Origin of the sequence: Campylobacter sp. JMF_15 NE4 (assembly GCF_027737645.1) — a bacterium.
GTDB lineage: Bacteria > Campylobacterota > Campylobacteria > Campylobacterales > Campylobacteraceae > Campylobacter_B.
The window spans coordinates 84,717-110,155 of record NZ_JAOVTY010000004.1 but is presented as its reverse complement, the minus strand read 5'-3'; the positions used below and the strand labels follow the sequence as shown (position 1 = coordinate 110,155).

The window sequence follows — 25,439 nt, the reverse complement described above, 5'->3', positions numbered from 1 at the left end:
TTTTTGATTAATTTTAATATGCTATTATACGCAATTATTTTCATTTCTAGGTAAAATTTTATGAGAAAAAGTTTGTTTTTATTATTAGGTGGGGTTTCTGTTGCTTGCGCAGCGCAAATTCAAACTATTAAATTCGAGGGTTTAAAACACCTATCTCCGCAAGTTGCAGCTGCTATTTCTGGCCTACAAATAGGCGATCAAATCACAGGCGAAAACACAAACCGAGCGATCTCAAATCTCTTTGCTCAGGGCTATTTCGAAGATGTGTATATCAGCGAACAGGGCGGAAATGTAACAATTAGCGTAAAAGAAAAACCAAGCGTGGCCAAAGTCGATATCAAAAATGTCGTTACAAACGACCAAGACGCTATCAAAAATCTAATCGGACTTCGCCCAGGACAGGTTTATGACGAGGTTTTGGCAAAAAATGCCGCCGCTAGAATCAAGCAATTTTACGAAGTAAAGGGCTTTTTTGACACTGTTGTCGAAGTTACCCCAAAACCGCTTGATAGCGAAGGAAACGCCGTGCATGTCATAGTCGATGTCAATAGAGGCGAAAACATCATCATCGAAAAGGTAAATTTAGTCGGTGCTAAAAAACTAGATTATGATGATATCGAACCAGCTGTTTCAAACAAACAACGCGAAGTATTTGGCTGGCTATGGGGCTTTAACGACGGACAGCTAAAAGCTAATGAGTTGCCAAACGACGCAAATAGAATCCAAGAAGAATACTACAAAAAAGGCTACCTTGACGCTAGGGTATCTGCCCCAATCGTAAATGCCGATACTGGCGATTACACCGCGGATTTGACATACTATGTAACAGAGGGCGAGCGTTATAAGGTCAGCAGTATAGATATCGACTGCCCAGAAAATGTAACTATGGATAAAGAAAAGGTCATAAGCGATCTAAAACTCGAAAAGGGCGATACGATGAATTCAGACTGGATGCGTCGCGATATCCAAAAAATCGAAACCTTAGTCGCCGATCAAGGATATGCTTATGTCAAGGTCGTCCCGCAAACCGATCAAGACAGAGAGGCCAAAACCATAGGCATAACTTATAAAATCATACCTGAAAATAAAGTCTATATCAGAAATGTAACAATCTCTGGCAACGACAAAACAGAAGATAAAGTCGTTAGACGCGAAATGTATCTAACTGAGGGAAATTTATTTAGCAGAACCGATTATGCTGATTCTATCGCGGCTCTTAAACGCACGGGATATTTCGAAAATGTCGAAATCAAAGAAACTAGGGTGAGCGACGATCAGCTAGATTTAGAAGTCGTAGTCCAAGAAACCCCAACCGGCTCGATTACAGGCGGTATTGGATATGGTAGCGATGATGGATTGCTACTAAGTGGTGGAATTAGCGATAGAAATGTCTTTGGAACAGGATTAAGCGGCTCGGTATCGGTAGAAAAATCAGATGATAAATTAAGCGGTAGAGTAAGCCTTACAAATCCTAGAATTTTCGATTCAGAATACAGCCTCGGTGGTATGGTCTTTGCTAATGACTATGACTGGGACGATTACGAGGAGAAATCTTACGGATTTGCCTTGACGCTTGGCAGAAAGCTAGGACGAAATTTAAGCGCAAGTTTGACATACTACCTAGAAAAGACAGAAATCGAGGGTCTAAATGAATACTACGCAGCTGCTGGTTATCGTAACCACGAAAGCATAAAAAGCTCGATTACGCCGGCACTTACATACAATAGCACAGATGATTACTATCTGCCACGAAGCGGTATCATAGCCACAGCTAGCCTAGAATACGCTGGACTTGGCGGAGATATCGAATTTACCAAAGCCAAAGGAAGCTTTAATTACTACTTTGGATTGCGTGATTATATCGATTACGATTTGATTTTCCGCTACAAAGCCGCGGCTGGATATGTTTGGGATAGAGGCGATCCGCTTCCAATCAACGAAAAACTATTCCTAGGCGGTATTAGGACGGTGAGAGGATATAATTCTAGATCGATTCCGCGTAAAGAAATTTGCGTAGCTAGTGGTAGTTGCCGTTATGTCGAAACCGGCGGTATGCAAAGCTTCAACAACTCGGTCGAGCTAAGCTTCCCTCTAATCGATCGTATGAAAATGCGCCTTGTAACATTTTTCGATTATGGTATGATAGGCGACAATGACTGGAACGAGGAAGAGCGATATAGTGCAGGTGCTGGTATCGAGTGGCTCACACCGATGGGGCCGTTGCAGCTGTATTTCACAAAACCGCTTAACGAAAAACCACACGATAAGACAAATAGTTTCGAATTTAGCATTGGAGCTAGATTTAACTAAAATTTGGCGTAAATTTTGGGTAAATTTCACTTTTACCCAAAATTTAACCTTAATGAAATTTAACTAATCCTTTACTTACGATTTACAAAAACTCAGTAAAATCAGGCTTTAATTTAAAATCAAGGTAATTTATGTATAGAAATCGAAGCAGAATAAATCCTAAAATTTTCATTTTTTTAATACTAACTTTGGCGATAGCTTATGGAGTTTTTCATTTTTTAACCTCGCCTAAATTTGAACAAAATCCCCCTAAAATCGAAATTGCAGATGAAATTTATTGGAATTTAATCTCACCTTTGAAGGTTAAAATTTCAGATGATACTGGCGTAAAATCAATAAAAATAAGCCTAAATGACGGGGAAAATTTAACTCCGCTAAAAGATGAAGAGTATGGCATAAGCCAAAAAGAGCTAGAAATTGCAGTTGAATTTCCAAAAAATTTAATCCTAAATAAAGATAAAAAATACAAACTGCACATCGAAGCTGGCGATATTAGCGCGTGGAATTTCACCAAAGGTAACAAAACCGATAAAGTCGTAAATATAATCATCGACAACAAAAAACCTTTGATAAATTTGGTCGCAAATTCGTATAAAATAACCAAAGGTGGCTCGGCTGTGGTTGTTTTCAGCGCTAGCGATGAAATGCTAGATGAGGTTTTTATCCGCACAAATTATGGCAAAATTTTCAAAGCTACGCCGTTTGTCAAAGAGGGATATTACGCTTCGCTTGTAGCCTGGCCGGCAAACGAAGATGAATTTCGCGCCGAAATCGTAGCAACCGACAAGGCTGGCAATGTCAGCTCGTCGCAGATTCGCTACTTTTACAGCGATAAAAAATACAAAGTCTCGCAAATCAAACTTAGCGAAAATTTTCTCTCAGGCAAGGTTAGCGATCTAGCCAGCCAACATGCGCAAAATTTCAACTCTATGAGCGATTTGGATAAATTTAAATTTGTAAATGAGACTTTGCGCGAACAAAACGCCAAGGATCTGCACGCATTTACGAGCAGGGTGCATGAGGATATGATAAGCGAGTTTTCGCTTCATCCGTTTTATCCGCTTGCAAAGGGCGCTGCGGTAGCGAGTTTCGCCGATCACAGGCTGTTTTTCTTAAACAGCGAGCAAGTTAGCGAGAGTTGGCACATGGGGCTTGATCTTGCTAGCGTGGCAAATGCAGATATTAAAGAGAGTAATTATGGCGTGGTCGTGTTTTTGCAAGATAATGGAATTTATGGCCTAAATTTGGGCGTTTATTATGGATTTGGAGTTTATGGCGTGTATGCGCACTGCTCGAATTCGGCCCTTAGCGTGGGCGATCAGGTCAAACCAAACGATATCTTAGCCCAAACTGGCGCCACTGGCTTTGCCTTTGGCGATCATTTGCACTTTGGTATAGTGGTTCAGGGCGTGGAAGTAAGGCCAGAGGAGTGGATGGATCCGAAGTGGATCAAGGATAATGTGAGCGATGTGCTCGAAAGTGCGAAAAAAGTTATCGAAAAAGGAAAATAAATTTCAAATTTTTCGCTATAATGCAAAAATTAATGAAATGAGGGAAAAATGAGACAAAGAACAATAGCTAAAAAAGTCCATAGTGTCGGTATCGGATTGCATAAAGGTGAGCCAATCAGACTTACATTGGAGCCTTTGGAAGCAGGTAGCGGAATAGTATTTTATAGAAGCGACCTTGGAATTAGTTTTAAAGCAACGCCCCAAAATGTCGTAAATACCCAAATGGCCACTGTCGTGGGCAATGAAAAGGGCTATGTCTCTACGATAGAGCACCTAATGAGCGCGATTTCAAGCTATGGAATCGACAATATACGCATTATCGTCGATGCGAACGAAATCCCTGTAATGGACGGAAGCTCGGCGAGTTTTTGTATGCTTTTGGACGAGGCTGGGATCAAAGAGCTAGATACGAATAAAAAAGTCATTATCATCAAACGCGATGTCGAGGTCAAAGAGGGCGATAAATTCGTCCGCCTAAGCCCAAGTGCAAGGCCTAAATTTGATTATACGATTAAATTCTCAAATCCGATTATCGGCACACAGCACCATGTCTTTGAATTTAGCAAAAAGGCTTATATTAAAGAAATTTCTAGGGCTAGAACATTTGGATTTTTAAAAGATGTTCAAGCGCTTCGTTCTATAGGCTTAGCACTTGGTGGAAGCCTAGAAAATGCCGTCGTAATCGATGATAATAAAATTTTAAACCCAGAGGGTTTGCGCTATGAAAACGAATTCGTCCGCCATAAAATTTTAGACGCTATTGGCGATTTGGCACTTAGTGGAGCGCCTATTTTGGGCGATTACACATCATTTGCTGGAAGCCATGATCTAAATCACAAGCTCACCGAGGCTGTATTTAGCGACGCTAAAAATTATGAATTAGTCGAGCTAAACGCGCAAATCGTAAGAGAGTATCAAAAAGCTTTCGCGTAAGGGCAAAACATCAAAGAAATCAGCGTTTTAGTCGTAGCACTCACTTCGCCCGTGCTTGTCGGTATTTACGAGAAAAATGACAAAATTTTAGAATTTTCTAGCGCGCCAGGGCAAAAAGCCGATGAATTTTTGGTAGAAAAATTTTCTCAAATTTTAAAAGAGTATAAAATTTCAGAGCTTATCTATGCGAATACACCTGGCTCTTTTATGGGCATAAAAGTTAGCTTTGTAATGCTAAAAACGCTTAGTATCGCCCTAAATTTGCCACTTTACGCGGTCAGTGGATTTGAGCTAAATGGATTTTCGCCGATCAGGGCAAACAAGGCATTTTCATATATTTACGAAAATGGCGAGATAAAAATGGCAAAATTAGAGCCTGCTCCTATGAAATTACCGCAAAATTTATCAACTTTAAATAAAAGCAATGATATACTACCAAATTACATTATTGATGCAGTTTAGGAGAAAATTTGATTATAAAAATTCCCGCCACCAGCGCAAATTTGGGACCAGGCTTCGACGCACTAGGACTTAGTTTAGAGCTTTTTAACGAAGTAGAGATTTGCGAAAATAGCTTTCATTGTATCTCGTTAAATGGATATGGAAGCGAAAAGGCGTGGCTTAAAAAAAATAATGCGTTTTTAAACATTTTCCGCGAAATTTACACCAAACTAGGTGGAAATCCAAACCAAAATTTCAAAATTTCATTTCAAAACAATATCCCATTTTCGCGCGGTCTTGGAAGCTCGTCGGCTGTGATAGTCGGAGCAATCGCGGCAGCGTATTATATGCGCGGATTTAGCGTAGATAGGGGCAAAATTTTAAATCTCGCCCTAGAATACGAAAACCACCCTGACAATATCGCCCCGGCGACTTATGGCGGGTTTGTTTCGAGCATAACTTCTGGCAAAAATGTCTATTCGCAAAAGTGCGAGATCGACGCTGATATCAAGGCTATCGTCGTTATCCCGGATACGCCAATGCCTACAAACGAATCTCGCGGAAAATTGCCTAAGAGTTTTACTATCAAAGATTGCGTGAGCAACCTTTCGCACGCTGCGTTTTTGACGGCGTGTTTTATGAAAAAAGATTATGATAGCCTAAGGCTTGCTTGTGTGGATAAAATGCACGAGGAGGTGCGTATGAGCGCGCTACCTGAGCTATTTAGCGTGCGTGAAGTGGCTTACGCAAATGGCGCGATTATGAGTTCGCTCAGCGGTAGTGGCTCGACATTTTTAAATTTAGCCCATGCTAGCGACGCGCAAAAGATAAAAAATGCGCTGGCGGATAAATTTAAAAATTTCAAGGTAGAAATTTTAAATATAGATAATAACGGCTTTAATATTAGCTAAGAAAAAGTAAGATATAATTTTATGAATAAACCGATAAGAATGTGCGTTATTTGTAGAGGTAGATTTGCTAAGGCGGGGCTTAATGCCTTTGTACAAAATTTCAAAAAAGAAAATTCAAAACGGCAATTTTATATTTGCAATCAATGTATAAATCAAAAAGAAAAAATTATTAAATATTTATCAAAATTTAGAAAATATGAAAATTTTGAGATTATTAAGGAGAGGGTTTTAAATGGCTGAGGGAGTTAAAATCAGTGACATCGCGGCTGAGCTTGGATACGCAAGCAAAGACATCATCGAAAAAGCGCAAGAAATGGGCTATACTAAGGTCAAAACCGCGTCAAACAAGGTAAGCAACGAAGAAGCAGCGGCTATATATGAGTATATTCAAACAGGAATTTTGCCAGAGTCTTTAAAGCCAAAATCTAGTGCTAAAAAAGCTCCTGCGAAGCCAAAAAAGCAGAGCGAAACCAAAAAAGATGAGCCTAAAAAAACTCAGAGCAAAAAAACAGAGCCAAAGGCTGAAAATTCTCAAAGCAAAGAGCCAAAGTCTGAGCCAAAACCTGAGCCAAAAGAGGAAAAGCCGCACTCTCAACCAAAAAGCGAAACAAAAATCGAAGCAAAAGCCGAAGTTAAAACCGAGCCAAAATCCAAGTCCGAAGCGCAAACCCCTCAAATAAATAGTGGCGAGAGCCTAGCTAGCGAGAGTTTGCAAAAGCGCCGTGGTTTGGTGATAGTCAAAAAGAAAAAAGACACCGAAGTACCAAAGGTGGAAAAACCAAGCGAAAGCCGCGAAAAGGTAAGCGCTAGCTTGGAGGCGATTTTCTCAAACGCTGAGTTAAATTTGAAAAAGAAAAAAGCCGAAAAGAAAAAAATCGCTGTCTCTAAAAAAGAAGATACCCAAAAAATCGATTTGGTTAGCGACCACGAACTAGCCGACATAGTCATCGATGATGATGAAGATATGGTAGTTTTGCCAGATCTCACCGTTAAGCCTATCCAAGTCGAAAACAAAACAAAAACCAAAAATCAACCAAATATCTACAAAGGTTCGCAAACGCAGTTTTATGGGAACGATACTGGTATTAGCCGTGGAAGTCGCAAAAAACATAAAAAAGTCGTCAAAAAAGACGATGAGCAGAGCGTAACATCGGTAAATATCCCAAAAGAAATTCGTGTTTATGAATTTGCCGAAAAAATCAAAAAACAGCCTAGTGAAATCATTTCAAAGCTATTTTTGCTTGGCATGATGACGACTAAAAACGACTTTTTGGACGAAGACGCGATTGAAATTTTGGCAGACGAATTTGGCATTGAGATAAATATCGTAAATGAAGCCGAGGAATTCGACTATGTCAAGGCTTACGAAGATGAAGTAGTTGAAGAAAATTTAACCACAAGAGCGCCAGTAATTACCATTATGGGGCATGTCGATCACGGAAAGACTAGTTTGCTTGATTTCATTAGAAATTCACGCGTCGTTAGCGGCGAAGCAGGCGGTATCACCCAACATGTGGGTGCGTATATGGTCGAGAAAAACGGACGAAATATCACATTTATCGATACCCCGGGACACGAAGCATTTACATCTATGCGTGCCAGAGGTGCCGAAGTTACCGACATTGTTATTATCGTGGTTGCGGCAGATGACGGCGTAAAACCGCAAACAAAAGAAGCCGTAAATCACGCCAAAGCTGCCGGTGTGCCGATAATCATCGCTATTAATAAAATGGATAAAGAAAACGCAAATCCTGATTTGGTAAAAACAGGACTTGCGGAACTTGATATAATGCCGACCGAGTGGGGCGGAAGCTATGAATTTGTGCCGATTTCAGCTAAAACAGGTATGGGAATTGAGGATTTGCTTGAAATCGTCTTGCTTCAAGCCGATTTGCTTGAATTAAAAGCCGACAAAACTCGCCAAGCAAAAGCAACCATTATCGAAAGCTCACTTCAAAAGGGTCGTGGTCCTGTTGCCACCGTGATTGTGCAAAACGGCACACTAAAAGTCGGCGACACGGTAGTTGCGGGTGTGGCGTATGGAAAGGTTAGAGCTCTAAATGATGATAAAGGCAAAAAGCTAAGCTCGATTGCTCCGGGTGAGTGTGGTGTTATCATCGGTCTTAGCGAAGTTCCAGAAGCCGGGGAAACGCTAATTGGCGTTGGAAGCGATAAAGAAGCAAGAGAGTATGCGAGCCGAATTTACGAACATCAACGCCAAAAAGAGCTATCAAAATCTACAAAGGTTACAATCGACGAGCTAAGCGCAAAAATCGCAGAAGGCGAGTTAAAATCGCTTCCTGTTATCGTAAAAGCCGATGTGGTTGGCTCTCTTGAAGCCATTAAGGCAAGTTTAGAAAAACTTCGCAATGACGAAGTCAAAGTGGATATTATCCACTCAGGCGTAGGCGGTATCACGCAAAACGATGTGGGGCTAGCAAGTGCGAGTGAAAACTGCGTGATTTTAGGTTTTAATATTCGCCCGACAGGCGAAGTCAAAGAAAAAGCCAAAGAACGGGGTGTAGAGATAAAAACTTACAATGTCATTTATAACTTACTTGACGATGTTAAGGCGATTTTGGGCGGATTAATGAGCCCGATTATCAGAGAAGAAGACCTTGGTCAAGCTGAAATTCGCCAAGTCATCAATGTGCCAAAAATCGGACAGATTGCAGGTTGTATGGTTACAGAAGGCAGTATCCAACGGGGAGCTAAAATTCGCGTTATCCGCGACGGCGTGGTTGTGTTTGAAGGAAATATTAGCTCGCTTAAACGCTTTAAAGATGACGCAAAAGAGGTCGCTAAGGGCTTCGAGTGTGGTGTCGGTATCGACGGATACAACGATATGCGCGTTGGGGATTTCATCGAAAGCTTCAAAGAAAAAGAAGAACAAGCCACGCTATAAAGGTGATTTATGAATGCTCACGAAGTAAGACGACTACGAACCGCAAGTGTCCTAAAAGAGCTGATTCCACAGGCTTTATCGCAGCTTGATGATGAGTTTTTGCACGGGCTTTGCGTAACCGATGTCGAGTGCAAAAGAGGACGCTATGACGCCTTTGTATATCTCGATAAAATGGGCTTAGACGAAAGGGAACAAGAGCTAATCTTGGCAAAACTCAAAAAAGTAAGCCGTTTTATCCAAAACCACTGCATGGAAGCAGAAGGCTGGTTTCGCTCACCTGCGCTTCACTTCAAATTCGACGATAGGCTCGAATACCAAAACAAAATGGACGATTTGTTTGAAAAAATTAGTAAGGATTTAAATAAAAATGGTTGATTTAAACGCCCTTGCCAGCGAGTGTGGGCTGGAATTTTACGATTGCGAAACAGCTAGCGAAAACGGCAAAACGATTTATAGAGTTTTTGTAACTAAAACTGGTGGCGTGAGCTTAGAAGACTGCGAAAGACTAAGTCGCATTTTATCGCCGATTTTCGATGTCGAACCGCCTGTTAGCGGGGAGTATTTTTTAGAAGTATCGAGTCCCGGGTTGGAGAGAAAACTAAGCAAAATGGAGCATTTTAGCAAAAGCGTGGGCGAGTTAGTCAAAATAACCACGAGCGAAAAAGATAAAATTTGCGGAAAAATCCTTAAATTCGAAGATGAAAATTTATACTTAGATACTACTGACGGCGAAATTTGCATTAAATTTAGCGATATAAAAAAGGCGAAAACTTATATTGAGTGGTAGATGAAAGTTTTGCTAATTAGCCTAGTTGGATGGATAATTTTTATAGGTGCTCTTTACATAACTTTTGTTTATGGAGTTGATAATTTTGAAGCCAAACTTTGTGATTATGGCAAAACTAAAAGTTGTCATAATGCTGGATATTGGTCTCATGTAGGAAGCGAAGAGCCAAAAATAGATATAAATTTAGATAGAGCCTTTCAATACTATACAAAAGCTTGTGATAAAAAAATACCGCAAAGTTGCCACAATCTAGGAATTTTATATAGCGATAAAAATGATTTTGAAAATTCGATGAAATATTTTGAAAAAGGTTGTGAGTTAAAATTTATTCCAAGTTGCTATCAAGCGATGAATAAAATTTTAGAAGCCGAGCCAAAAAATCCCTTGCAAATCAAACAAGGGCTTGAATTTGGTGCAAAAATTTGCGATTTAAACAGAGATTTTTGTGACAAATCAAAACAAGATAAAATTATGAAAAATATGAATTTAAAAATTCAAAAGAGTTTAAAATGACTAACGAATTTTATATGAGTTTGGCTCTAAATGAAGCGTGGAAATATCAAATTTTAACCTTTCCAAATCCTGCTGTGGGGTGCGTAGTAGCCGATACGCACGGCAAAATTTTAAGCATAAATTCTCATAAAAAAGCTGGACTACTTCACGCCGAAGCAAACGCCGTTTTTGTGGCACTTTGTGAGATAAGCGATGAATTTTTAAATAAATTTTTACAAATTTATGAAAGCGAATTTGGCGTGGATTTGAGCGAAATTTGCAAAAATTCTCACAATCTAATCTACGGCGATTTTTTTGAAAATTCAGACGCAGTGTCCGCAAAATCAGGCTTTGCAAATCAAATTTTAGAGTTTAAAAATTTAAACGCAAATTTCGTTTATGAATTTATCACGCAAAATCACGGCAATTTACTTAAAAATGCTACCGCTTTTGTTACGCTCGAACCCTGCGCCCATATCGGCAAAACGCCATCGTGCGCGAATTTGCTTAAAAATTTAGGCTTTAAAAAAGTCGTAATCGGCTCTGCGGATTTAAGCGAAAAAGCTAGTGGTGGCGGCGAAATCTTAGCGCAAAGTGGCGTGGAAGTGGAATTTGGCGTTTTGAAAGACGAGTGCGACGCGCTTTTAAAGCCGTTTTTGCAGTGGCAAAATGGCGGAAATTTTAGCTTTTTTAAACTAGCTTTCTCGGCAAACGGCGTGATTACTGGCGAAATTTCAAATTTAAAATCTCGCACATTTTCGCACTATTTACGCAATGTTTGCGACGCTTTGCTTATCGGCGGAAATACCGTGCGAATAGATCGCCCTAGGCTCGATACTAGGCTGATTTTAAGCGGAAAAAATCCAAATATTTCTATCTATTCTAGGCAAAGCGAATTTGATAAAACTATCCCGCTTTTTAGCGTTGCGGGTCGCAAAGTAGCTATCACAAATGATTTGCAAACTGCCTTAAATTCAGGCTTAGTGATGATAGAAGGCGGGCAAAATTTGCTAAATGAAATCGCCGATAAAGTAAATTTATTTCTGTTTTTTCGCTCAAATGAGCTCAAAAACGGGCAAAATTTCAGAAGCGATTTGAAATTTAAGCCACTTTTCACAAGCAAATTTGATAATGATGAATTTGGCTGGTATGAGTTAGAAAACGATAAATAAATCGAAATTTGGGCTTCAAATTTAGCCTAAATTTTAAATTTAAAGCTTACTTATAGTTTTTTCATAATCATCATCAATCAAAACGATTTTCTCGCCGTTGTTTAAAAAGCCCTTTATAAAATTTTGATTATCCGCTTTTAAATTTTCTTTTGTGCAGGTCGTATCATCAAGCCTATTTTCTATATCACAGCTATGTTTTTTGATTTTATCAAAATTTTCATCGATAAATTTATCGCTCATTGCTAAGGCTATAAAACGAATTTGGCGCAAATATTTTTCGCTAAAATCACTCCGCCAAGAAAACGGCACATAACAACCTTCGATGATTAAATTTTGCCCGTTTTCAATCGCAGTTTTGATTATTTCACGCACGATTTGCCACAGATATGGCGTTAGTGCTTCATCGTCATTTGGCGTAAGATTTGTATTTTTTGAGCGAATTAGCCCCATTTTTAGGTGATCGATTGAAAAATACGGAAATTTATACTTTTCCAACAATCTTTGTGCCAAAAGCGTTTTTCCCGTATGCGAAGCGCCCGTTATGAGTATAACCATTTTTTGCCCTAAACAAGAGCGATTTTTTTGGTTTCAAATTCGCCCGAGAAAAAATTTAGATAATAAAGCATGTCTTTTTTCACGCTCAAACCCGCTAAATAGCGCAAAGCTAAATTTGCCGCAAAACTCGCTGCAAACATCACAATCGGCGCAGCAATTCCAGCTGGCGTGGCGCCCAAATTTGGGAAAAATTTGAAATTCGCCTCGCTTACGAAGCAGACCTGCACCTGAAAGCTATCGACCGAGCTAAACACCCATGGCGTGGCAGTTTGCTTGGCAAACTCGTCAATTTGCGCGCGGGTGGCGAGATTGTCAGTCGCATCTAAAATCAGGTCAAATTTATCCGCGCAATTCGCAAAAAATTCATCAGCTTTCATTTTGTGCGTATTCACACGCACTCCATCGTATCGAGCCTGAACGCGCTCTTTGAAAATATCGGCCTTGTATCGTCCCTCATCGCTAAGCGAAAATAAAATTTGCCTGTGGATATTATGAAGCGACACTGTGTCGAAATCGACAATGTCAATTCGCCCGATCCCGCTGGCTCCTAGCGCATACGCAAATGAGCTTCCAAGCCCGCCAGAGCCGATGATTAGGACGGATTTTTGCGCTAGGGCGTTTTGGGTATCCTCGCCCCAAAGCTGGATTTGTCTGTGGAAAAATTTCACGCAAAGCCTTTGTTTTTCAAATTTGCCTTAAAGCCCCAAAATTCCGTAGCTTCGCGCACGATAGCAGGGTCTATTTCGCACATTAGCGCGCCCTCTTCATCGCGCAATTCGTTGATAATCTCGCCGTAAGGATTCGCTAGGAAACTGCCGCCATAAAATTTAAAGTCCATATCGCCGAATTTCGCCTCGCCTATGCGGTTTGTGCGCACGATATACGCCGAGTGCGTGAAGGCTCGCATTTTAAGCAGTTCTGCCCAGCGCAAATTTGACTCAAATGTCGAAGCTGTGGGGATTAGCACGCAATCAACGCTTTCGTGGTCGAAGCGTTGCCACACCATATCAAAATGCGCTTCAAACCCAAAACAAACGCCAAATTTCACCCCTTCAATCTCGAAAATCAGTGGCTCAAATTTGCCGTTTTCGTGAATTTTGGCGTTTAGGAAAAACTCGTCCTCGTTCCAGTGCGAGTAGTTTATTAGCATTGTCTGGTCGTAAAATTTCACGCCAGAGGGGCTAAAATGCGCGCAGGATTTGATCCATGCGATTTCGCCAGCCTCGCTACTGCTTTGGCGAATTATGGGCGCGATGATGTGTAAATCGTATTTTTTGGCCAAATTTTGCATTAGCTCCATTTTGTGTTCGCTTTGTTTTTGCGTGATTGAGCTTGGCATGTGTTTTAGCTCGGTAAAAAACGAATTGAGCGTGTATTCGCCCAAAACCACGATTTTTGCGCCATTGTCGTGGGCTATTTTCATATAATAATCAATGCGATTTTCGCTCATCGAAAGCGTGGCGAGTTGTAGAGCGCAGATTTTAATCATTTTGCGCACCTTCGTTTATTTGCGTGATTTCAAGTTTGGCGTTTTCTAAAATTTCCTTCGCCTCTTTTAGCAGGCAAATTCCGCTTTTATACAGCTCCACAGAGCGATCTAGCGTGATGTCTTTGTCGTTTAAGCTCTCCAATAGCTCGCCTATTTTTTTCATTTTTTCTTCAAAATTATCTTGCATCTAAAACCCTTTTAATGATATAGTCAAATTTTTCCACCTCGACCAAAAATGCGTCGTGTCCGTAATCGCTGTCGATTTGCGTGTAAAACACGCGCTCTTTCGCGCCAAGATCAATCATGCATTTATACATTTCCTCCATTAAATTTGGCGGAAACAAAATATCGCCAGAAAACGAAATCAAAAATAGTTTCGCGCGAATTTGCGCCATGGCGTTTTTTAGCGAGCCATAATGCCTCGTGCAATCGAAAAGATTCATCATTTTTGCGATATAAAGGTAGCATAGCGGATCGAAGCGATGAGAGAAATTTACCCCATTGTAGTCTAGGTAGCGATCTACTTGAAACCTGCCGTCAAGCTCGTAAAGTCCGTCAGTTTCTACATAATTTCGCCCAAATTTTTCGTTCATCGAAGCAGGGCTTAAAAAGCTAATATGCCCAGCCATGCGACCTACCGCCATGCCGTTTAGGCCGGATTTGGCGATTTCATCTTTGTCATAATACCCGCCTTTGAAATTTGGATCGCTCTTAATTGCGCTGATTGCGATTTTATTAAATGCTATCGCCCAAGGCTGCGTGGCATAAGTGGTGGCTAGTGCGAAAATATTTTCGGCGAAATTTGGGTATTCGATTGCGTAGCACAGAGCCTGCATACCGCCTAAACTCCCGCCGATTACGGCTTTTACCCGCGAAATCCCAAGCTCGCTTAGCAATCTAACCTGCGCCTTTACGACATCTGAGATTACAAGCACAGGAAAGCGTGTGCGATACTCCTTGCCGGTGCTATCATCGATATCTAGCGGGCAGGTTGAGCCAAAGGGCGATGAGAGGATATTTATGCAGATGACGAAAAATTTGCTCGTATCTACTGCCTTGCCATCGCCGATTAGGTTGTCCCACCAGCCAGCCTTGCTTTCATTTTCGTATCTGCCAGCAGCGTGTGCGCTACCAGTTAGAGCGTGTGTGATGACAATGACATTTGATTTATCGGAATTTAGCTCGCCGTAAGTTTCGTAAGCTAGGTGAAATTTAGAAAAAACACGACCGCTCTCTAAATAGAGCGGTTCGTCAAAATAGTGGGTTTTGGTTTGGATTTTCACTGATTAACTCGGTAGTTTGGCGCTTCTTGCGTGATGATGACATCATGGACATGGCTCTCTTTAAGTCCTGCGCTTGTGATTTCGACAAATTCAGCTTTTTCTTGCAAGGTAGGGATATCCTTGCTTCCGCAATACCCCATAGCGCTTCTTAGACCGCCTACTAGCTGGAAGATTACATCTTTTAGCATACCAGCATAAGGGACGCGTCCTTCGATGCCTTCTGGGACGAGTTTTTCTTTGGCGGTGCCTTCTTGGAAATATCTATCAGAGCTTCCTTTTTGCATAGCGCCGATTGAGCCCATACCGCGGTATGTTTTATACTGGCGACCTTGGAAGGTGATTAGCTCGCCAGGGGTTTCGTAGCACCCAGCTAGCACGCTTCCCATCATTACTGAGCTAGCACCTGCTGCTAGGGCCTTGGCGATTTCGCCTGAGTATTTGATACCGCCGTCTGCGATGATTGGAACGCCAAATTTAGCCGCTTCGTTTGCGCAATCTACAATTGCGGTAAATTGTGGCACGCCCACACCTGCGACGATTCTAGTGGTGCAGATTGAGCCTGGTCCGATACCGACTTTTATCGCGTCTGCGCCAGCTTCGGCGATATCTTTGATAGCCTCTGGGTTCGCGACATTTCCTACTACGACATCGACATTTAGTTGTTTTTTAAGCTCTTTTAGGGTGTTTATGATACCTTTGGTATGTCCGTGAGCAGAATCCATTACAATCGCATCTACGCCTGCTTCGACAAGGGCTTTTGCGCGATCAATCTGACCTACGCCAATGGCGGCTGCTACGCGAAGTCTGCCATAAGCGTCTTTGTTAGCAAGAGGGTATTCGATGCGTTTTTTGATATCTTTAATGGTAACTAATCCCTCTAAATGGTTGTTTTCATCAACAATCGGAAGTTTTTCTACCTTGGTATTGCGGAAAACTTTCTCAGCGTCATCTAGCGTCGAGCCCTTTTTGAGCGTGATTAGTGGCATTTTAGTCATTTTATCGCCAACGCGCGCTGAGGTATCGCTTTCAAATCTCAAATCGCGGTTAGTTAAAATTCCGATTAATTTATGCTCGTCATCAACGACTGGAATTCCGCTAATGTGGTATTCAGCCATCAAATTTAGCGCATCTTGCACGCTAGCTGTGGCTTTGATAAAAATCGGATCGATGATGACGCCACTTTCGCTTTTTTTCACGCGGCGCACCATTTTGGCTTGGCTTTCGATATCCATGTTTTTGTGGATTACGCCAATACCACCAAGGCGAGCCATCATGATAGCTGTGCGATACTCGGTAACCGTATCCATAGCAGCACTCACAAGTGGCGTATTTAGAGTGATATTTTTGGTAAATTTTGTCTTTAAATCTACATCTTTTGGTAAAATTTCAGAGTATTGTGGCACCAACAAAACATCTTCAAATGTCAAAGCTTTTTTCAAAATTTTCATCTTAACCCCTTACGATTGTTTCTAAATTTAACCCGCCGTCAAGCACCGTTTGTTCGTCATAAGCGCGTCCTATTAGTTGTGCGCTGATATTTAAATTTTGTGAATTTCTAGCTACTGGCACGGAAATCGCTGGAAGTCCTGCTAAATTTACGCCGATTGTGTAAATATCGCTAAGATAAGCTTTTAGCGGGTCGTTTAACTCGCCAAATTTATACGCCACATCAGGCGCAATCGGCATAAAAATCAAATCAGCCTCTTTTAAAATTTCCTCATATTCAGCCTTGATAAAGGCTCTGGCTTTTTGCGCTTTTATGTAGTAAGCGTCGTAGTAACCGCTACTTAGCACAAATGTTCCTAGAAGCATTCTGCGTTTGACCTCGTCGCCAAATCCCTCGCCACGGGTGTTTGCGTAAAGTTCGTTTAAATTTGACGCCTTTGCGCGGTTCCCGTATCGCACGCCGTCATATCGGCTTAAATTTGCGCTAGCTTCGGCTGTGGCGATGATATAGTATGTGGCGATGTCGTATTTGGAATTTAACAAATTTTTATAAATTATCTTGTGTCCGAAGCTTTTTAGCTTCTCGATTGCCAAATTTAGCGCAGTTTTAATCTCATCGCTAGCCTCGTTTAGGTAGTTTTCGATGACTGCGATTGTAAGTTTGCGCTCGCTATTTAATTTATCTGCCGTGCTGATAAACTCGCCAGCGTAGCTCGTGCTATCCATAGTGTCGTGTCCCGCGATGATATCGTATAAGATCGCCGCGTCCTCGACATTCTGCGTGATTGGTCCGATTTGATCTAGGCTAGATGAATACGCGCCCAGACCGTAACGGCTAACCCTGCCATAGCTTGGCTTAAATCCCACGCAACCACAAAAGGCTGCTGGCTGGCGGATAGAGCCACCTGTATCGCTACCAAGGGCTGCGATGGCTAGACCAGCTCCCACAGCAGCGGCACTTCCGCCACTACTTCCGCCTGGGACGCGAGTGTGATCGAGTGGATTTAGAGTTTTGCCATAATACGAGCTCTCTGTCGTGCTTCCCATGGCAAATTCGTCCATATTGGTGCGACCAAATGGAGCTAAATTTGCCTCTTTTAGCTTTTTAATTACGGTTGCGTCATAAGGCGCAATGTAGCCTTGCAGGATTTTAGAACCTGCCGTTACGCTCCAACCTTTGACTTGAATATTATCTTTAATCGCGATTGGCACACCTGCGCCACTTTCGTTTAGCTCCTCGCCACTTAGCTGCTCGACATACGCGCCAAGGCTTTTATTGGCTATGATTTGGCTTTTTAAATCTGCGCGAAGTGCCAAAATTTCGCTAGGGCTCAGTTTCAAAGCCTCTTTTAAACTTATCATTTTTTATCCTTAAATTTTATTACAAATTTTATCCCCACGCCTATGCAGACAAAGATTAGCGCGATTGTGAGAACTACTATACTAAAATGTTGAGGCGAACTAAGCATTTAGCACCTTTGCACACCTTGGGCATAGGCAATCTTGCTCTTTTGCGCTAAATTTCCAGCATCTTGGGCATTTAAATTTATCAGATTTTACAAGGCGGAAAATTTCATCACCTATGCGAAATTCTGCCAAAGCATTATCGCTGTTGCCATCTAGCGAGGTTACATCGCTTACCATAAACCAATCACTCACGCCCAAAATATCGTAAGATAAAATTTCATTTGAGCTAGTTTGCAAAGCGAGTTCTAGGGTTGATTTGATGATTTTGTCTTTTTTGAGCGCGTCGATGATTTCGAAAAATTTCTCTCTTGATTGCTCTAAAATTTCATCATATTCGACAAAATCGCTAAATTCAATCGGCGCATAAATCAAATCAAAAGCGTCTTCTTTGCCGTTTTTAACGATACTTGGCGCGTATTGCATTACTTCATCGATTGTGTAAGTTAGCGTAGGCGCAATCAGAGGCAGCAGCGCTCTGGTAATTAGCACTAGCGCACTTTGCGCGCTTCTGCGTCTTGGTTCGTCGATATGGTCGCAGTAAAGGCGGTCTTTGATGATGTCTAGGTAGATTCCGCTTAAATCTGCGCTTAGGAAATTTAGAAGTTGGTTAAATCCTTTTGAGAAATCATACTCTCTAAAACTATCTTCAACCGCGCCAAAAGTCCTTACTGCGCGGGTTAAAATCCACTTATCAAGGGTTGTGAAATTTGAGGTTTCAAGCTCTTCTAAGTCGCTAACATTTGCTAGCAAAAAGCGAATTGTATTGCGAATTTTGCGGTATTGCTCGCTGACTTGTTTTAGGATATTTTCGCTGATTTTCAAATCTGTGGAGTAATCGCTTAGCGCAACCCATAATCTCATAATCTCCACGCCGTATTCTTTGGCGACTTTTTGTGGAAGGACGATGTTGCCTACGGATTTGCTCATTTTTTGACCCTTCTCATCGACGGTGAAGCCGTGAGTTAAGACGCTTTTATACGGAGCGAACTCATTTACAGCGCAACTTAGCAAAAGCGAGCTTTGAAACCAGCCTCTGTGCTGGTCTGAGCCCTCTAAATACATATCGGCTGGAAACGCGCCTGCGTCGTATTCGCCGCTTTTTAGCACAGCGTTCCAAGTCGATCCACTATCGAACCAAACATCTAAAATATCGGTAACTTTCTCTAAATTTTCAGGGTTGTAGCCAGAGCCTTGTGGTAAAAGATCGCAAATTTCGCTATCCCACCACGCATCAGCACCTTTGGCTTTGAAAATTTCGTATAAATGATCCATTATTTTTTCATCGAAAATCGGCTCTTTTGTGCCACGATCGCGGAAAAACGCAATCGGCACACCCCAATCTCTCTGTCTTGAAATGCACCAATCAGGGCGGTTTTCAATCATCGCTGTAAGGCGATTTTCGCCAGTGGCTGGGTAGAATTTGATCTTTTTGATTTCGCTAAGCGCGATCTGGCGCAGTGTTTTTCCGCCGCTAAATTCTTTATCCATAGCGATGAACCATTGCTTTGTAGCGCGGTAAATTACTGGTTTGTGCGTGCGCCAGCAGTGTGGGTATGAGTGGGTAAATTTGCCGACTTTTACCACCGCATCGCCAAGAATTTCGACTATTTTTTCATTTGCTTTGAAAATGTGCATGCCGACCATTTCATCTACGACACCAGCCCTAAATAGCCCCTTCGCGCGCAGTGTTTCATCAAAACACCCTGCCTCATCGACTGGCATTAGCACCTCTATGCTGTATTTTAAGCCCACGAAATAATCGTCCTCGCCGTGTCCTGGGGCGGTATGGACTAAGCCTGTTCCGCCGTCCATTAAGACATGTTCGCCTAGGATAAATTTTGAGCTTCTATCATTTAGCGGGTTGATTGCGTATAAATTTTCTAGCTCTTTTGAGCTAAATTCTTTTAAAATTTCGCCATTTGTGATACCTGCGCCGATTAAATTTTCTAAAAGCGGTTTTGCAAGTATGAAATTTTCGGCTGTTAGGACATAGGTTTCGTTTGGATTTAGGCTGATTGCGCCGTTTGCTGGAAGCGTCCAAGGCGTAGTCGTCCAAATCACGGCTTTTGCGCCTTTTGCGCCGATTTTGGCGTTTGCTTCATCGCTTAAATCGAAAGCCACATAAATCGAATAATCCTCTTTGTCCTTATACTCGACCTCTGCCTCAGCTAGCGCGCTTTTTGCCGCCCAGCTCCAAAATACAGGCTTACTGCGCTCGATTAAAATACCCTTTTTAGCGATATTGCAAAGGGTTTTGTAAATTTCAGCTTCGAAGTTAAATTTCAGTGTCAAATATGGATTTTCCCAATCCCCAATTACGCCAAGGCTTTTAAATTCATCTCTTTGGATATCAATAAAATCTTTCGCGTGTGCGCGACAAAGCTCACGGATTTCGTGCTTGGTAGCTGATTTTTTCGCGTCGCCCATTTTGATTTCTACTTGTTGCTCAATCGGCAAGCCGTGGCAGTCCCAGCCTGGGACATAGCGGATATTTTCACCGAAAAAATAGTGGGTTTTAGTGATAATGTCTTTTAAAAATTTATTCAGCGCATGACCGATATGCAGGTGTCCGTTGGCATAAGGTGGGCCGTCGTGGATATTAAAGCTGACGCCCGCGTTTTTGCGTTTGGCTTTCATTTTTTCATAAATTGCTCGCTCGTTATACCAGCTAGAAAATCGCGCTGGTTCGTTCGCTGGGAGTGAGCCTCGCATAGGGAAGTCCGTAGTAGGGAGAAAAAGTGTTTCTTTGTAATCCATAAAAAACCTTTAATTGTGTTTTAAAAAATTTGGTAAGTGTAGCAAAAAGGCTTTTAAAAAGGACTGAAAATGCAAGAATTTTTTATGCTATAATGGCAAAAATTTAAAGGTCGAAATTTATGAAAAATGTGATTTTAATCATCGGCGAAGCTATCCGCTACAATCCGCCATTTTTTAGCTATATTTTGCGCGAATACGAGCAGGTTTTCGGCGTGATTGATGATATTAAATTTATAAATGAAAATGATAAAAATTTGCCATTTTTGATAGAAAAAATGCTCGGCAAATACGATTATATCACGATTTTTGCGACAAAAGTTGCTTATGCAATCGCAGGGAAAATCCTCTCCACGCTCACGCTTGATACTTTGGAGCTTAAAGATTGTGGCACGCTAGCCCCATCGGCAGCTAAATTTGTGGTAAAGGATAGTTTTTTGCTAGATATTAAGGGTTGCCTTGTAAATGTGCTAAAAGCAGACCCCTTGCAAAAACTGCCCCAAATTTTGCAAGATCCCCTAAATGAGGGCGAGGGGTTTTATCTATTTGACACAGACTATGCGAGCGCAAAAGCTAGACTTGAAAGCCTAGCGTTAAGCTATAAAATTTCATTTATCATCAGTGAATACAGCTCATTTTTGCTCTTTGTGCGCGCTAGCGAGCAGAAATTTGGCGCGCTGGATAAATTTTTAGACAGCGTGAGCAAATACTACGCAAACTCGTTTATCGCGCCTAAAAATTTCATCTCTCACGCCGTGGAGAAATTGCGAGAAATCGGGGCGAAAATCACATTTGCAGAGAGTTGCACGGCTGGACTTTTAGCGGCTAAATTTGGCGAAATAGCCGGTGTGAGCGATATTTTTGACGGCTCGGTGGTAAGCTATGCAAACGAGATAAAGCGCGCGTGGCTAGATGTGAGCGATGAGGTTTTGCAAGATTACGGCGCAGTGAGCGAGCAATGCGTCGCAGGTATGCTTGGTGGGGCATTGGAGAGTTCGGGGGCGAATTTTGCCCTAGCCATTAGCGGGATAGCAGGACCTGGGGGTGGAAGCGATGAAAAGCCCGTAGGAACGGTATTTATCGGGGCAAAAGAGCTTGGTGGGCGACAGATAATCGGCAAATTTCATCTAAACGGAGATCGCAACTATATCCGCGAAGAGGCCGCAAATATCGCAGTTTGCTTGCTTTTGAAATTAAGAAGTGATTTATTTTTAAACTAAGGAGAGAGTATGAAAAAATGTGGAATTTTGCTTGCTTGCGCGCTTATTTTTAGTGCGTGTAGCGACAGCGACAAATCTAGCCAAAACGGCCTAGATATCGAGAAAGAGATCGAAAAAAAATCTCAAAAAATGGTTGAGAAAAATGAGCCAAAAATTCAGATAAATTTGGATAAAAATTTATCGGCTAGCGAAAGCGTGCCTAAGCCTGCGCCAGGAAGCACTGCTTCAAGCGAGCCTGCGCCAGAGGCAAATTTGAGCCAAAACGCTAAACCAAAGGTTCAAATCGAGCTAGTGCCAAAGCCTGAGGGCAAAATTTCAAAAGATATCAACGAAACGATTGATGAATTTGCCGCAACGGCTAAAATTTTGGGCGAAAATTTGGAAAGATTAAGCAAGGAAGCACCGAAAATTTTAAATGAATTTGCCGAAAAAAACGCGGATAAATTAGAGGATTTAGCCAAAAAAGGCGAGAAGATCGTGCGCGATTTAAATGGCTCACTAGGCGGGATCGAAAAGGATTTGATGGATTTGGCAAAGGACGCAAATTCGAGTTTCGGACAGATTTTAAATATCTTTGGCGATATGATTAATAATGGCAAAAAAATTGAAAAACATTATGAAAATTCGCAGGACGAGGATTTAAAAATTTAAGTCAAATTTGCGTAAAATACAGCGCAAATTTTAATCATTTTAGGAGGCAAAATGTATAAATTAAAGCACCTGCTTAGCACGCAAGATTTAAGTGCAGACGATATTTACGATTTCATCGCTTTGGCGAAGGATTTCAAAGCCCTAAACCGCTCGGATATTAAAAAATCAGACTCTTTGCGTGGAAAAACCGTGATTAACGCTTTTTTTGAAAACTCCACTAGAACGCGCATTTCCTTTGAAATCGCCGCCAAACGCCTTGGCGCGGACGCCATAAATTTCAGCGCAGGTTCAAGTAGCACCAAAAAGGGCGAAACTCTAATCGATACGATAAAAAATATGCAAGCCATGCGCAGTGATATTTTTGTCGTGCGCCACGCAAGTAGCGGTGCTGCGAAATTTATCGCCTCTAACTGCGACGCCTCGATTGTAAATGCAGGGGACGGACTAAATGAGCACCCGACACAAGCGCTTTTGGATTTGCTCACAATCCATGAAGCCAAGGGCAAATTTGAAGGATTAGAAGTCGCTATCATCGGCGATATTTTCCGCTCTCGTGTGGCTAGATCTGATGCGTGGGCGATGAAAAAATTAGGCATAAATGTCAGACTTTTTGGTCCTCCGATGATGCTAAGAGACTGCGAGGCGTTTGGGTGCAGGATTTGCAAAAGCGTCGAGGAAGCAATTGAGGGCGCAGATGTGATAATAATGCTAAGAATTCAATTAGAGCGTCAAGACGGCGAGCCAAGCTTCCCAAGCGTTAGGGAGTATAGTAAATTTTTTGGACTAACTGCAAAGCGTATGCAAGTAGCCAAAGAGGGTGTGATTATCATGCACCCAGGCCCGATAAATCGTGGCGTGGAGATCAACTCAGATGTCGCGGACGATCCGCGATTTACCTGCATTCTCGATCAGGTCGAAAACGGTGCAGCCATGCGTATGGCGGTGCTTCACACAATAAATTTAAATAGGAGCTTGTAATGAAAATTTTAATCAAAAATGGCACCGTTATTAATCATAATAAAACAGAGAAAATCAATGTCTTGATCGAAGATGATAAAATTTGCGCCCTATGCAAGGACGAGCCAAGCGCAGATAAAATCATCGACGCGGCTGGCAAGCTTGTCATGCCGGGGCTAATTGATATGCATGTGCATTTTAGAGATCCGGGCTTTGAGTATAAAGATGATGTCATCACTGGTAGCGAAACAGCCGTAGCAGGGGGCGTAACGACCGCTATGCCTATGGCAAATACAAACCCAGTAAATGATAATTCTGCGATCACAAAGGCAATGATTAAAAAAGCGCGCGATAGGGGGCTAATCGATCTGCTTCCAATCGGAGCGATTTCGCAAGATTGCAAAGGGGCGAAAATCGTCGAAATGGGCGATATGATCGAGGCTGGGTGCGTGGCATTTAGCGATGATGGACTTCCTGTTACCGATAGCTCAGTCATGCGACAAGCCCTCGAATACTCGGCGCATTTTGGCTCTTTTGTCATAAATCACAGCGAGGATTGCTCACTTTGTCATGGTGGAGTGATGAACGAGGGCAGGGTAAGCGCGCTACTAGGGCTTAAAGGCATGGCGAGCGAAAAAGAGGAGATTATGGTTTCGCGCGATATTTTGCTTGCTAAAAAAACAGGCGGACACCTGCATGTGGCGCATGTCAGCTCAGCCTGGTCGCTAAAACTCATCGATCAAGCCAAAAAAGAGGGCATAAATGTTACTTGCGAGGTTACGCCTCATCACTTCACTTACGATGAGAGCGAGCTTATGGGATATGATACGAATTTCAAAATGTCTCCGCCACTGCGCACAAATGCCGATGTAGAGGCTATGCGAGCGGGGTTAAAAAGCGGACTAATCGATGTTATCGCCACAGATCACGCACCGCATAGTTGGGACGATAAATTTGTCGAATTTGACAAGGCTCCGTTTGGGATTTTAGGGCTTCAAACGCTCGTGCCTTTGACACTAAAATTAGTTGATGAGGGCGTGATTGATTATGAAAAAATGGTAGCTCTCACCTCGTATAATCCAGCCCAAATTTTAAAACTCTTTGGCAAAGGCGAAATCGCTGTCGGAAAGCTAGCCGATATCGCTATAATCGACCCTGAGCTAAGATACACTTACGACGCGAAACTCAATAAATCAAAATCACAAAATTCGCCACTTTTTGGCAAAGAGCTAAAAGGTGCGTGCGTGCTAACGATAAAAAGTGGAAAAGTAGTCTTTGACTTCCCAAATGTGGTAGCGTAAATTTCAAATTTAACCCAAATTTGGGTTAAATTTGACCTTTTTTAAATTTTAAATTTTAAAAATTCTAATATAATTCTTTTAAAAATTCAAAGGTAAATTTATGCAAAATATCTACATTATCGGCGATGTGCATGGTTGCTATGAGAGTTTAATGGCGCTGATTGCGCGCTTGCCAGCGAAATTTGATAGCAAAATTTGCTTCGTGGGCGATTTGTGCGATCGTGGCCCTCAGAGCGCCAAAGTCATCGAGTTTGTGCGTTCGCACGGCTATGACTGCGTGCGCGGAAACCACGAGCGCAGATTTTTGCTAGCAAAATCCAGCGCGCAAAGGTGCGTGAGAGACCGCGAAATCGTAATTGGCGCAAGTGATGATATCAACTGGATTGCCAAAAGTGGTGGCGGTGATACGATGAAATCGTATTTTGCGCCCGAATTTAGCGCGCTTTTAAACGAGCATTTAGAGTATTTGCAAAACTTGCCCGTGTTTTTGCAATACGACATTTTCGACGAAAATTCTCGCTCTCTCGTGGTCTCACACTCGGCTGTGGGAAATATGTGGAAATTTCGTGACTTCGTGGCAGTAAAGGACGATTTCGAGGCGCATGTGTTAAGCGGGCGCGACGATTTCACCGATAATGCGGGCATTTTCAATGTCTATGGCCACACGCCACAAGATGAGCCATTTATCAATGATTACAGCGCGAATATCGATTTGGGCTGTGTTTTTAAAAAGCGCGGTTACAAAAACGCCCGCCTTTGCGCTATGGAATTCCCCTCCAAGCGACTTTTTATCCAAGAATGCTTAGAATTCTAAATTTGGTTACAAAATTTACTCAATTTTTAATTTTTTTGTT

23 protein-coding genes are annotated in these 25,439 nt (G+C 42.0%); 15 read left to right on the top strand and 8 right to left on the bottom strand.

The window, feature by feature from the left end:
• The first annotated feature begins 60 nt into the window (after positions 1 to 60).
• From bamA to ribD, 10 genes are all read left to right on the top strand, one after another.
• Positions 61 to 2,310, top strand: coding sequence for an outer membrane protein assembly factor BamA (gene bamA / locus OFN98_RS07840; protein ID WP_270870022.1), 2,250 nt, complete (start codon positions 61 to 63; stop codon positions 2,308 to 2,310).
• 131 nt (positions 2,311 to 2,441) lie between these two features.
• Complete coding sequence (locus tag OFN98_RS07835; RefSeq protein WP_270874944.1) at positions 2,442 to 3,821, top strand: M23 family metallopeptidase; 1,380 nt, start codon at positions 2,442 to 2,444, stop codon at positions 3,819 to 3,821.
• A gap of 48 nt (positions 3,822 to 3,869) precedes the next feature.
• Positions 3,870 to 4,754 (top strand): UDP-3-O-acyl-N-acetylglucosamine deacetylase, encoded by an 885-nt coding sequence (gene lpxC, locus OFN98_RS07830; protein WP_270874943.1) that lies wholly within the window; start codon positions 3,870 to 3,872, stop codon positions 4,752 to 4,754.
• Positions 4,755 to 4,805: 51 nt separating this feature from the next.
• The gene (locus tag OFN98_RS07825) at positions 4,806 to 5,216 is read left to right on the top strand and encodes a glycoprotease (protein WP_270862542.1); all 411 of its coding nucleotides are present in this window, start codon (positions 4,806 to 4,808) and stop codon (positions 5,214 to 5,216) included.
• Between the two features lie 8 nt (positions 5,217 to 5,224).
• Positions 5,225 to 6,106, top strand: coding sequence for a homoserine kinase (gene thrB, locus OFN98_RS07820; protein ID WP_270862543.1), 882 nt, complete (start codon positions 5,225 to 5,227; stop codon positions 6,104 to 6,106).
• A 232-nt stretch (positions 6,107 to 6,338) separates the two neighbouring features.
• Positions 6,339 to 9,011: a translation initiation factor IF-2 gene (gene infB / locus OFN98_RS07815; RefSeq protein ID WP_270876659.1), complete on the top strand. Its 2,673-nt coding sequence runs from the start codon at positions 6,339 to 6,341 to the stop codon at positions 9,009 to 9,011.
• A gap of 9 nt (positions 9,012 to 9,020) precedes the next feature.
• Positions 9,021 to 9,386 carry a 30S ribosome-binding factor RbfA gene (gene rbfA / locus OFN98_RS07810; RefSeq protein WP_270859239.1) on the top strand — a complete coding sequence of 122 codons (366 nt, stop codon included), beginning with the start codon at positions 9,021 to 9,023 and terminating at the stop codon, positions 9,384 to 9,386.
• A complete protein-coding gene (rimP, locus tag OFN98_RS07805) occupies positions 9,379 to 9,798 on the top strand; it encodes a ribosome maturation factor RimP (protein WP_270866615.1) in 420 nt (139 codons plus the stop codon). Before rbfA ends, rimP begins: the two co-directional genes overlap by 8 nt.
• Positions 9,799 to 10,311, top strand: a complete 513-nt coding sequence (locus tag OFN98_RS07800) for a tetratricopeptide repeat protein (RefSeq protein WP_270874941.1) — start codon at positions 9,799 to 9,801, stop codon at positions 10,309 to 10,311.
• A complete protein-coding gene (gene ribD, locus OFN98_RS07795) occupies positions 10,308 to 11,462 on the top strand; it encodes a bifunctional diaminohydroxyphosphoribosylaminopyrimidine deaminase/5-amino-6-(5-phosphoribosylamino)uracil reductase RibD (protein ID WP_270874940.1) in 1,155 nt (384 codons plus the stop codon). Before OFN98_RS07800 ends, ribD begins: the two co-directional genes overlap by 4 nt.
• Before the next feature lie 39 nt (positions 11,463 to 11,501).
• On the opposite strand, the gene OFN98_RS07790 is transcribed toward ribD, so the two are convergent.
• The 8 genes from OFN98_RS07790 to ileS form a co-directional block, all read right to left on the bottom strand.
• The gene (locus tag OFN98_RS07790; protein WP_270874939.1) at positions 11,502 to 12,017 is read right to left on the bottom strand and encodes a phosphotransferase-like protein; all 516 of its coding nucleotides are present in this window, start codon (positions 12,015 to 12,017) and stop codon (positions 11,502 to 11,504) included.
• A gap of 8 nt (positions 12,018 to 12,025) precedes the next feature.
• A complete protein-coding gene (locus tag OFN98_RS07785) occupies positions 12,026 to 12,685 on the bottom strand; it encodes a HesA/MoeB/ThiF family protein (protein WP_270874938.1) in 660 nt (219 codons plus the stop codon).
• Positions 12,682 to 13,506 (bottom strand): carbon-nitrogen hydrolase family protein, encoded by an 825-nt coding sequence (locus OFN98_RS07780; RefSeq protein ID WP_270874937.1) that lies wholly within the window; start codon positions 13,504 to 13,506, stop codon positions 12,682 to 12,684. The genes OFN98_RS07785 and OFN98_RS07780 overlap by 4 nt, the downstream gene beginning before the upstream one ends.
• Positions 13,499 to 13,693, bottom strand: a complete 195-nt coding sequence (gene xseB / locus OFN98_RS07775; protein ID WP_270859252.1) for an exodeoxyribonuclease VII small subunit — start codon at positions 13,691 to 13,693, stop codon at positions 13,499 to 13,501. Before xseB ends, OFN98_RS07780 begins: the two co-directional genes overlap by 8 nt.
• Positions 13,683 to 14,789, bottom strand: coding sequence for a homoserine O-acetyltransferase MetX (gene metX / locus OFN98_RS07770; protein WP_270859253.1), 1,107 nt, complete (start codon positions 14,787 to 14,789; stop codon positions 13,683 to 13,685). Before metX ends, xseB begins: the two co-directional genes overlap by 11 nt.
• Positions 14,786 to 16,237 carry an IMP dehydrogenase gene (gene guaB / locus OFN98_RS07765; RefSeq protein WP_270874936.1) on the bottom strand — a complete coding sequence of 484 codons (1,452 nt, stop codon included), beginning with the start codon at positions 16,235 to 16,237 and terminating at the stop codon, positions 14,786 to 14,788. The genes metX and guaB overlap by 4 nt, the downstream gene beginning before the upstream one ends.
• Position 16,238: 1 nt before the next feature.
• Entirely contained in the window at positions 16,239 to 17,597 is a 1,359-nt protein-coding gene (gene gatA / locus OFN98_RS07760; protein ID WP_270874935.1) for an Asp-tRNA(Asn)/Glu-tRNA(Gln) amidotransferase subunit GatA, read from the bottom strand.
• A gap of 99 nt (positions 17,598 to 17,696) precedes the next feature.
• Positions 17,697 to 20,459, bottom strand: coding sequence for an isoleucine--tRNA ligase (gene ileS / locus OFN98_RS07755; RefSeq protein WP_270876658.1), 2,763 nt, complete (start codon positions 20,457 to 20,459; stop codon positions 17,697 to 17,699).
• Positions 20,460 to 20,578: 119 nt separating this feature from the next.
• On the opposite strand from ileS, the gene OFN98_RS07750 reads away from it, so the two are divergent.
• The 5 genes from OFN98_RS07750 (at position 20,579) to OFN98_RS07730 (ending at position 25,399) form a co-directional block, all read left to right on the top strand.
• Positions 20,579 to 21,676, top strand: coding sequence for a CinA family protein (locus OFN98_RS07750; protein WP_270862555.1), 1,098 nt, complete (start codon positions 20,579 to 20,581; stop codon positions 21,674 to 21,676).
• A gap of 9 nt (positions 21,677 to 21,685) precedes the next feature.
• Positions 21,686 to 22,327, top strand: a complete 642-nt coding sequence (locus tag OFN98_RS07745) for a hypothetical protein (protein WP_270876657.1) — start codon at positions 21,686 to 21,688, stop codon at positions 22,325 to 22,327.
• A 51-nt stretch (positions 22,328 to 22,378) separates the two neighbouring features.
• A complete protein-coding gene (locus OFN98_RS07740; RefSeq protein WP_270862557.1) occupies positions 22,379 to 23,305 on the top strand; it encodes an aspartate carbamoyltransferase catalytic subunit in 927 nt (308 codons plus the stop codon).
• A complete protein-coding gene (locus tag OFN98_RS07735; RefSeq protein WP_270874932.1) occupies positions 23,305 to 24,585 on the top strand; it encodes a dihydroorotase in 1,281 nt (426 codons plus the stop codon). Before OFN98_RS07740 ends, OFN98_RS07735 begins: the two co-directional genes overlap by 1 nt.
• Positions 24,586 to 24,685: 100 nt before the next feature.
• On the top strand, positions 24,686 to 25,399 hold the full coding sequence (locus tag OFN98_RS07730) for a metallophosphoesterase (protein WP_270874931.1): 714 nt from the start codon (positions 24,686 to 24,688) through the stop codon (positions 25,397 to 25,399).
• The last annotated feature ends 40 nt before the right edge of the window (positions 25,400 to 25,439 follow it).

What these genes read in the sequence shown, in the direction of transcription:
- bamA (WP_270870022.1), top strand. Translation starts at nt 61, where the DNA reads ATGAGAAAAAGTTTGTTTTTATTATTAGGTGGGGTTTCTGTTGCTTGC.
- OFN98_RS07835 (WP_270874944.1), top strand. Translation starts at nt 2,442, where the DNA reads ATGTATAGAAATCGAAGCAGAATAAATCCTAAAATTTTCATTTTTTTA.
- lpxC (WP_270874943.1), top strand. Translation starts at nt 3,870, where the DNA reads ATGAGACAAAGAACAATAGCTAAAAAAGTCCATAGTGTCGGTATCGGA.
- infB (WP_270876659.1), top strand. Translation starts at nt 6,339, where the DNA reads ATGGCTGAGGGAGTTAAAATCAGTGACATCGCGGCTGAGCTTGGATAC.
- rbfA (WP_270859239.1), top strand. Translation starts at nt 9,021, where the DNA reads ATGAATGCTCACGAAGTAAGACGACTACGAACCGCAAGTGTCCTAAAA.
- rimP (WP_270866615.1), top strand. Translation starts at nt 9,379, where the DNA reads ATGGTTGATTTAAACGCCCTTGCCAGCGAGTGTGGGCTGGAATTTTAC.
- OFN98_RS07800 (WP_270874941.1), top strand. Translation starts at nt 9,799, where the DNA reads ATGAAAGTTTTGCTAATTAGCCTAGTTGGATGGATAATTTTTATAGGT.
- ribD (WP_270874940.1), top strand. Translation starts at nt 10,308, where the DNA reads ATGACTAACGAATTTTATATGAGTTTGGCTCTAAATGAAGCGTGGAAA.
- OFN98_RS07790 (WP_270874939.1), bottom strand. Translation starts at nt 12,017, where the DNA reads ATGGTTATACTCATAACGGGCGCTTCGCATACGGGAAAAACGCTTTTG.
- OFN98_RS07780 (WP_270874937.1), bottom strand. Translation starts at nt 13,506, where the DNA reads ATGATTAAAATCTGCGCTCTACAACTCGCCACGCTTTCGATGAGCGAA.
- xseB (WP_270859252.1), bottom strand. Translation starts at nt 13,693, where the DNA reads ATGCAAGATAATTTTGAAGAAAAAATGAAAAAAATAGGCGAGCTATTG.
- guaB (WP_270874936.1), bottom strand. Translation starts at nt 16,237, where the DNA reads ATGAAAATTTTGAAAAAAGCTTTGACATTTGAAGATGTTTTGTTGGTG.
- gatA (WP_270874935.1), bottom strand. Translation starts at nt 17,597, where the DNA reads ATGATAAGTTTAAAAGAGGCTTTGAAACTGAGCCCTAGCGAAATTTTG.
- ileS (WP_270876658.1), bottom strand. Translation starts at nt 20,459, where the DNA reads ATGGATTACAAAGAAACACTTTTTCTCCCTACTACGGACTTCCCTATG.
- OFN98_RS07750 (WP_270862555.1), top strand. Translation starts at nt 20,579, where the DNA reads ATGAAAAATGTGATTTTAATCATCGGCGAAGCTATCCGCTACAATCCG.
- OFN98_RS07745 (WP_270876657.1), top strand. Translation starts at nt 21,686, where the DNA reads ATGAAAAAATGTGGAATTTTGCTTGCTTGCGCGCTTATTTTTAGTGCG.
- OFN98_RS07740 (WP_270862557.1), top strand. Translation starts at nt 22,379, where the DNA reads ATGTATAAATTAAAGCACCTGCTTAGCACGCAAGATTTAAGTGCAGAC.
- OFN98_RS07735 (WP_270874932.1), top strand. Translation starts at nt 23,305, where the DNA reads ATGAAAATTTTAATCAAAAATGGCACCGTTATTAATCATAATAAAACA.
- OFN98_RS07730 (WP_270874931.1), top strand. Translation starts at nt 24,686, where the DNA reads ATGCAAAATATCTACATTATCGGCGATGTGCATGGTTGCTATGAGAGT.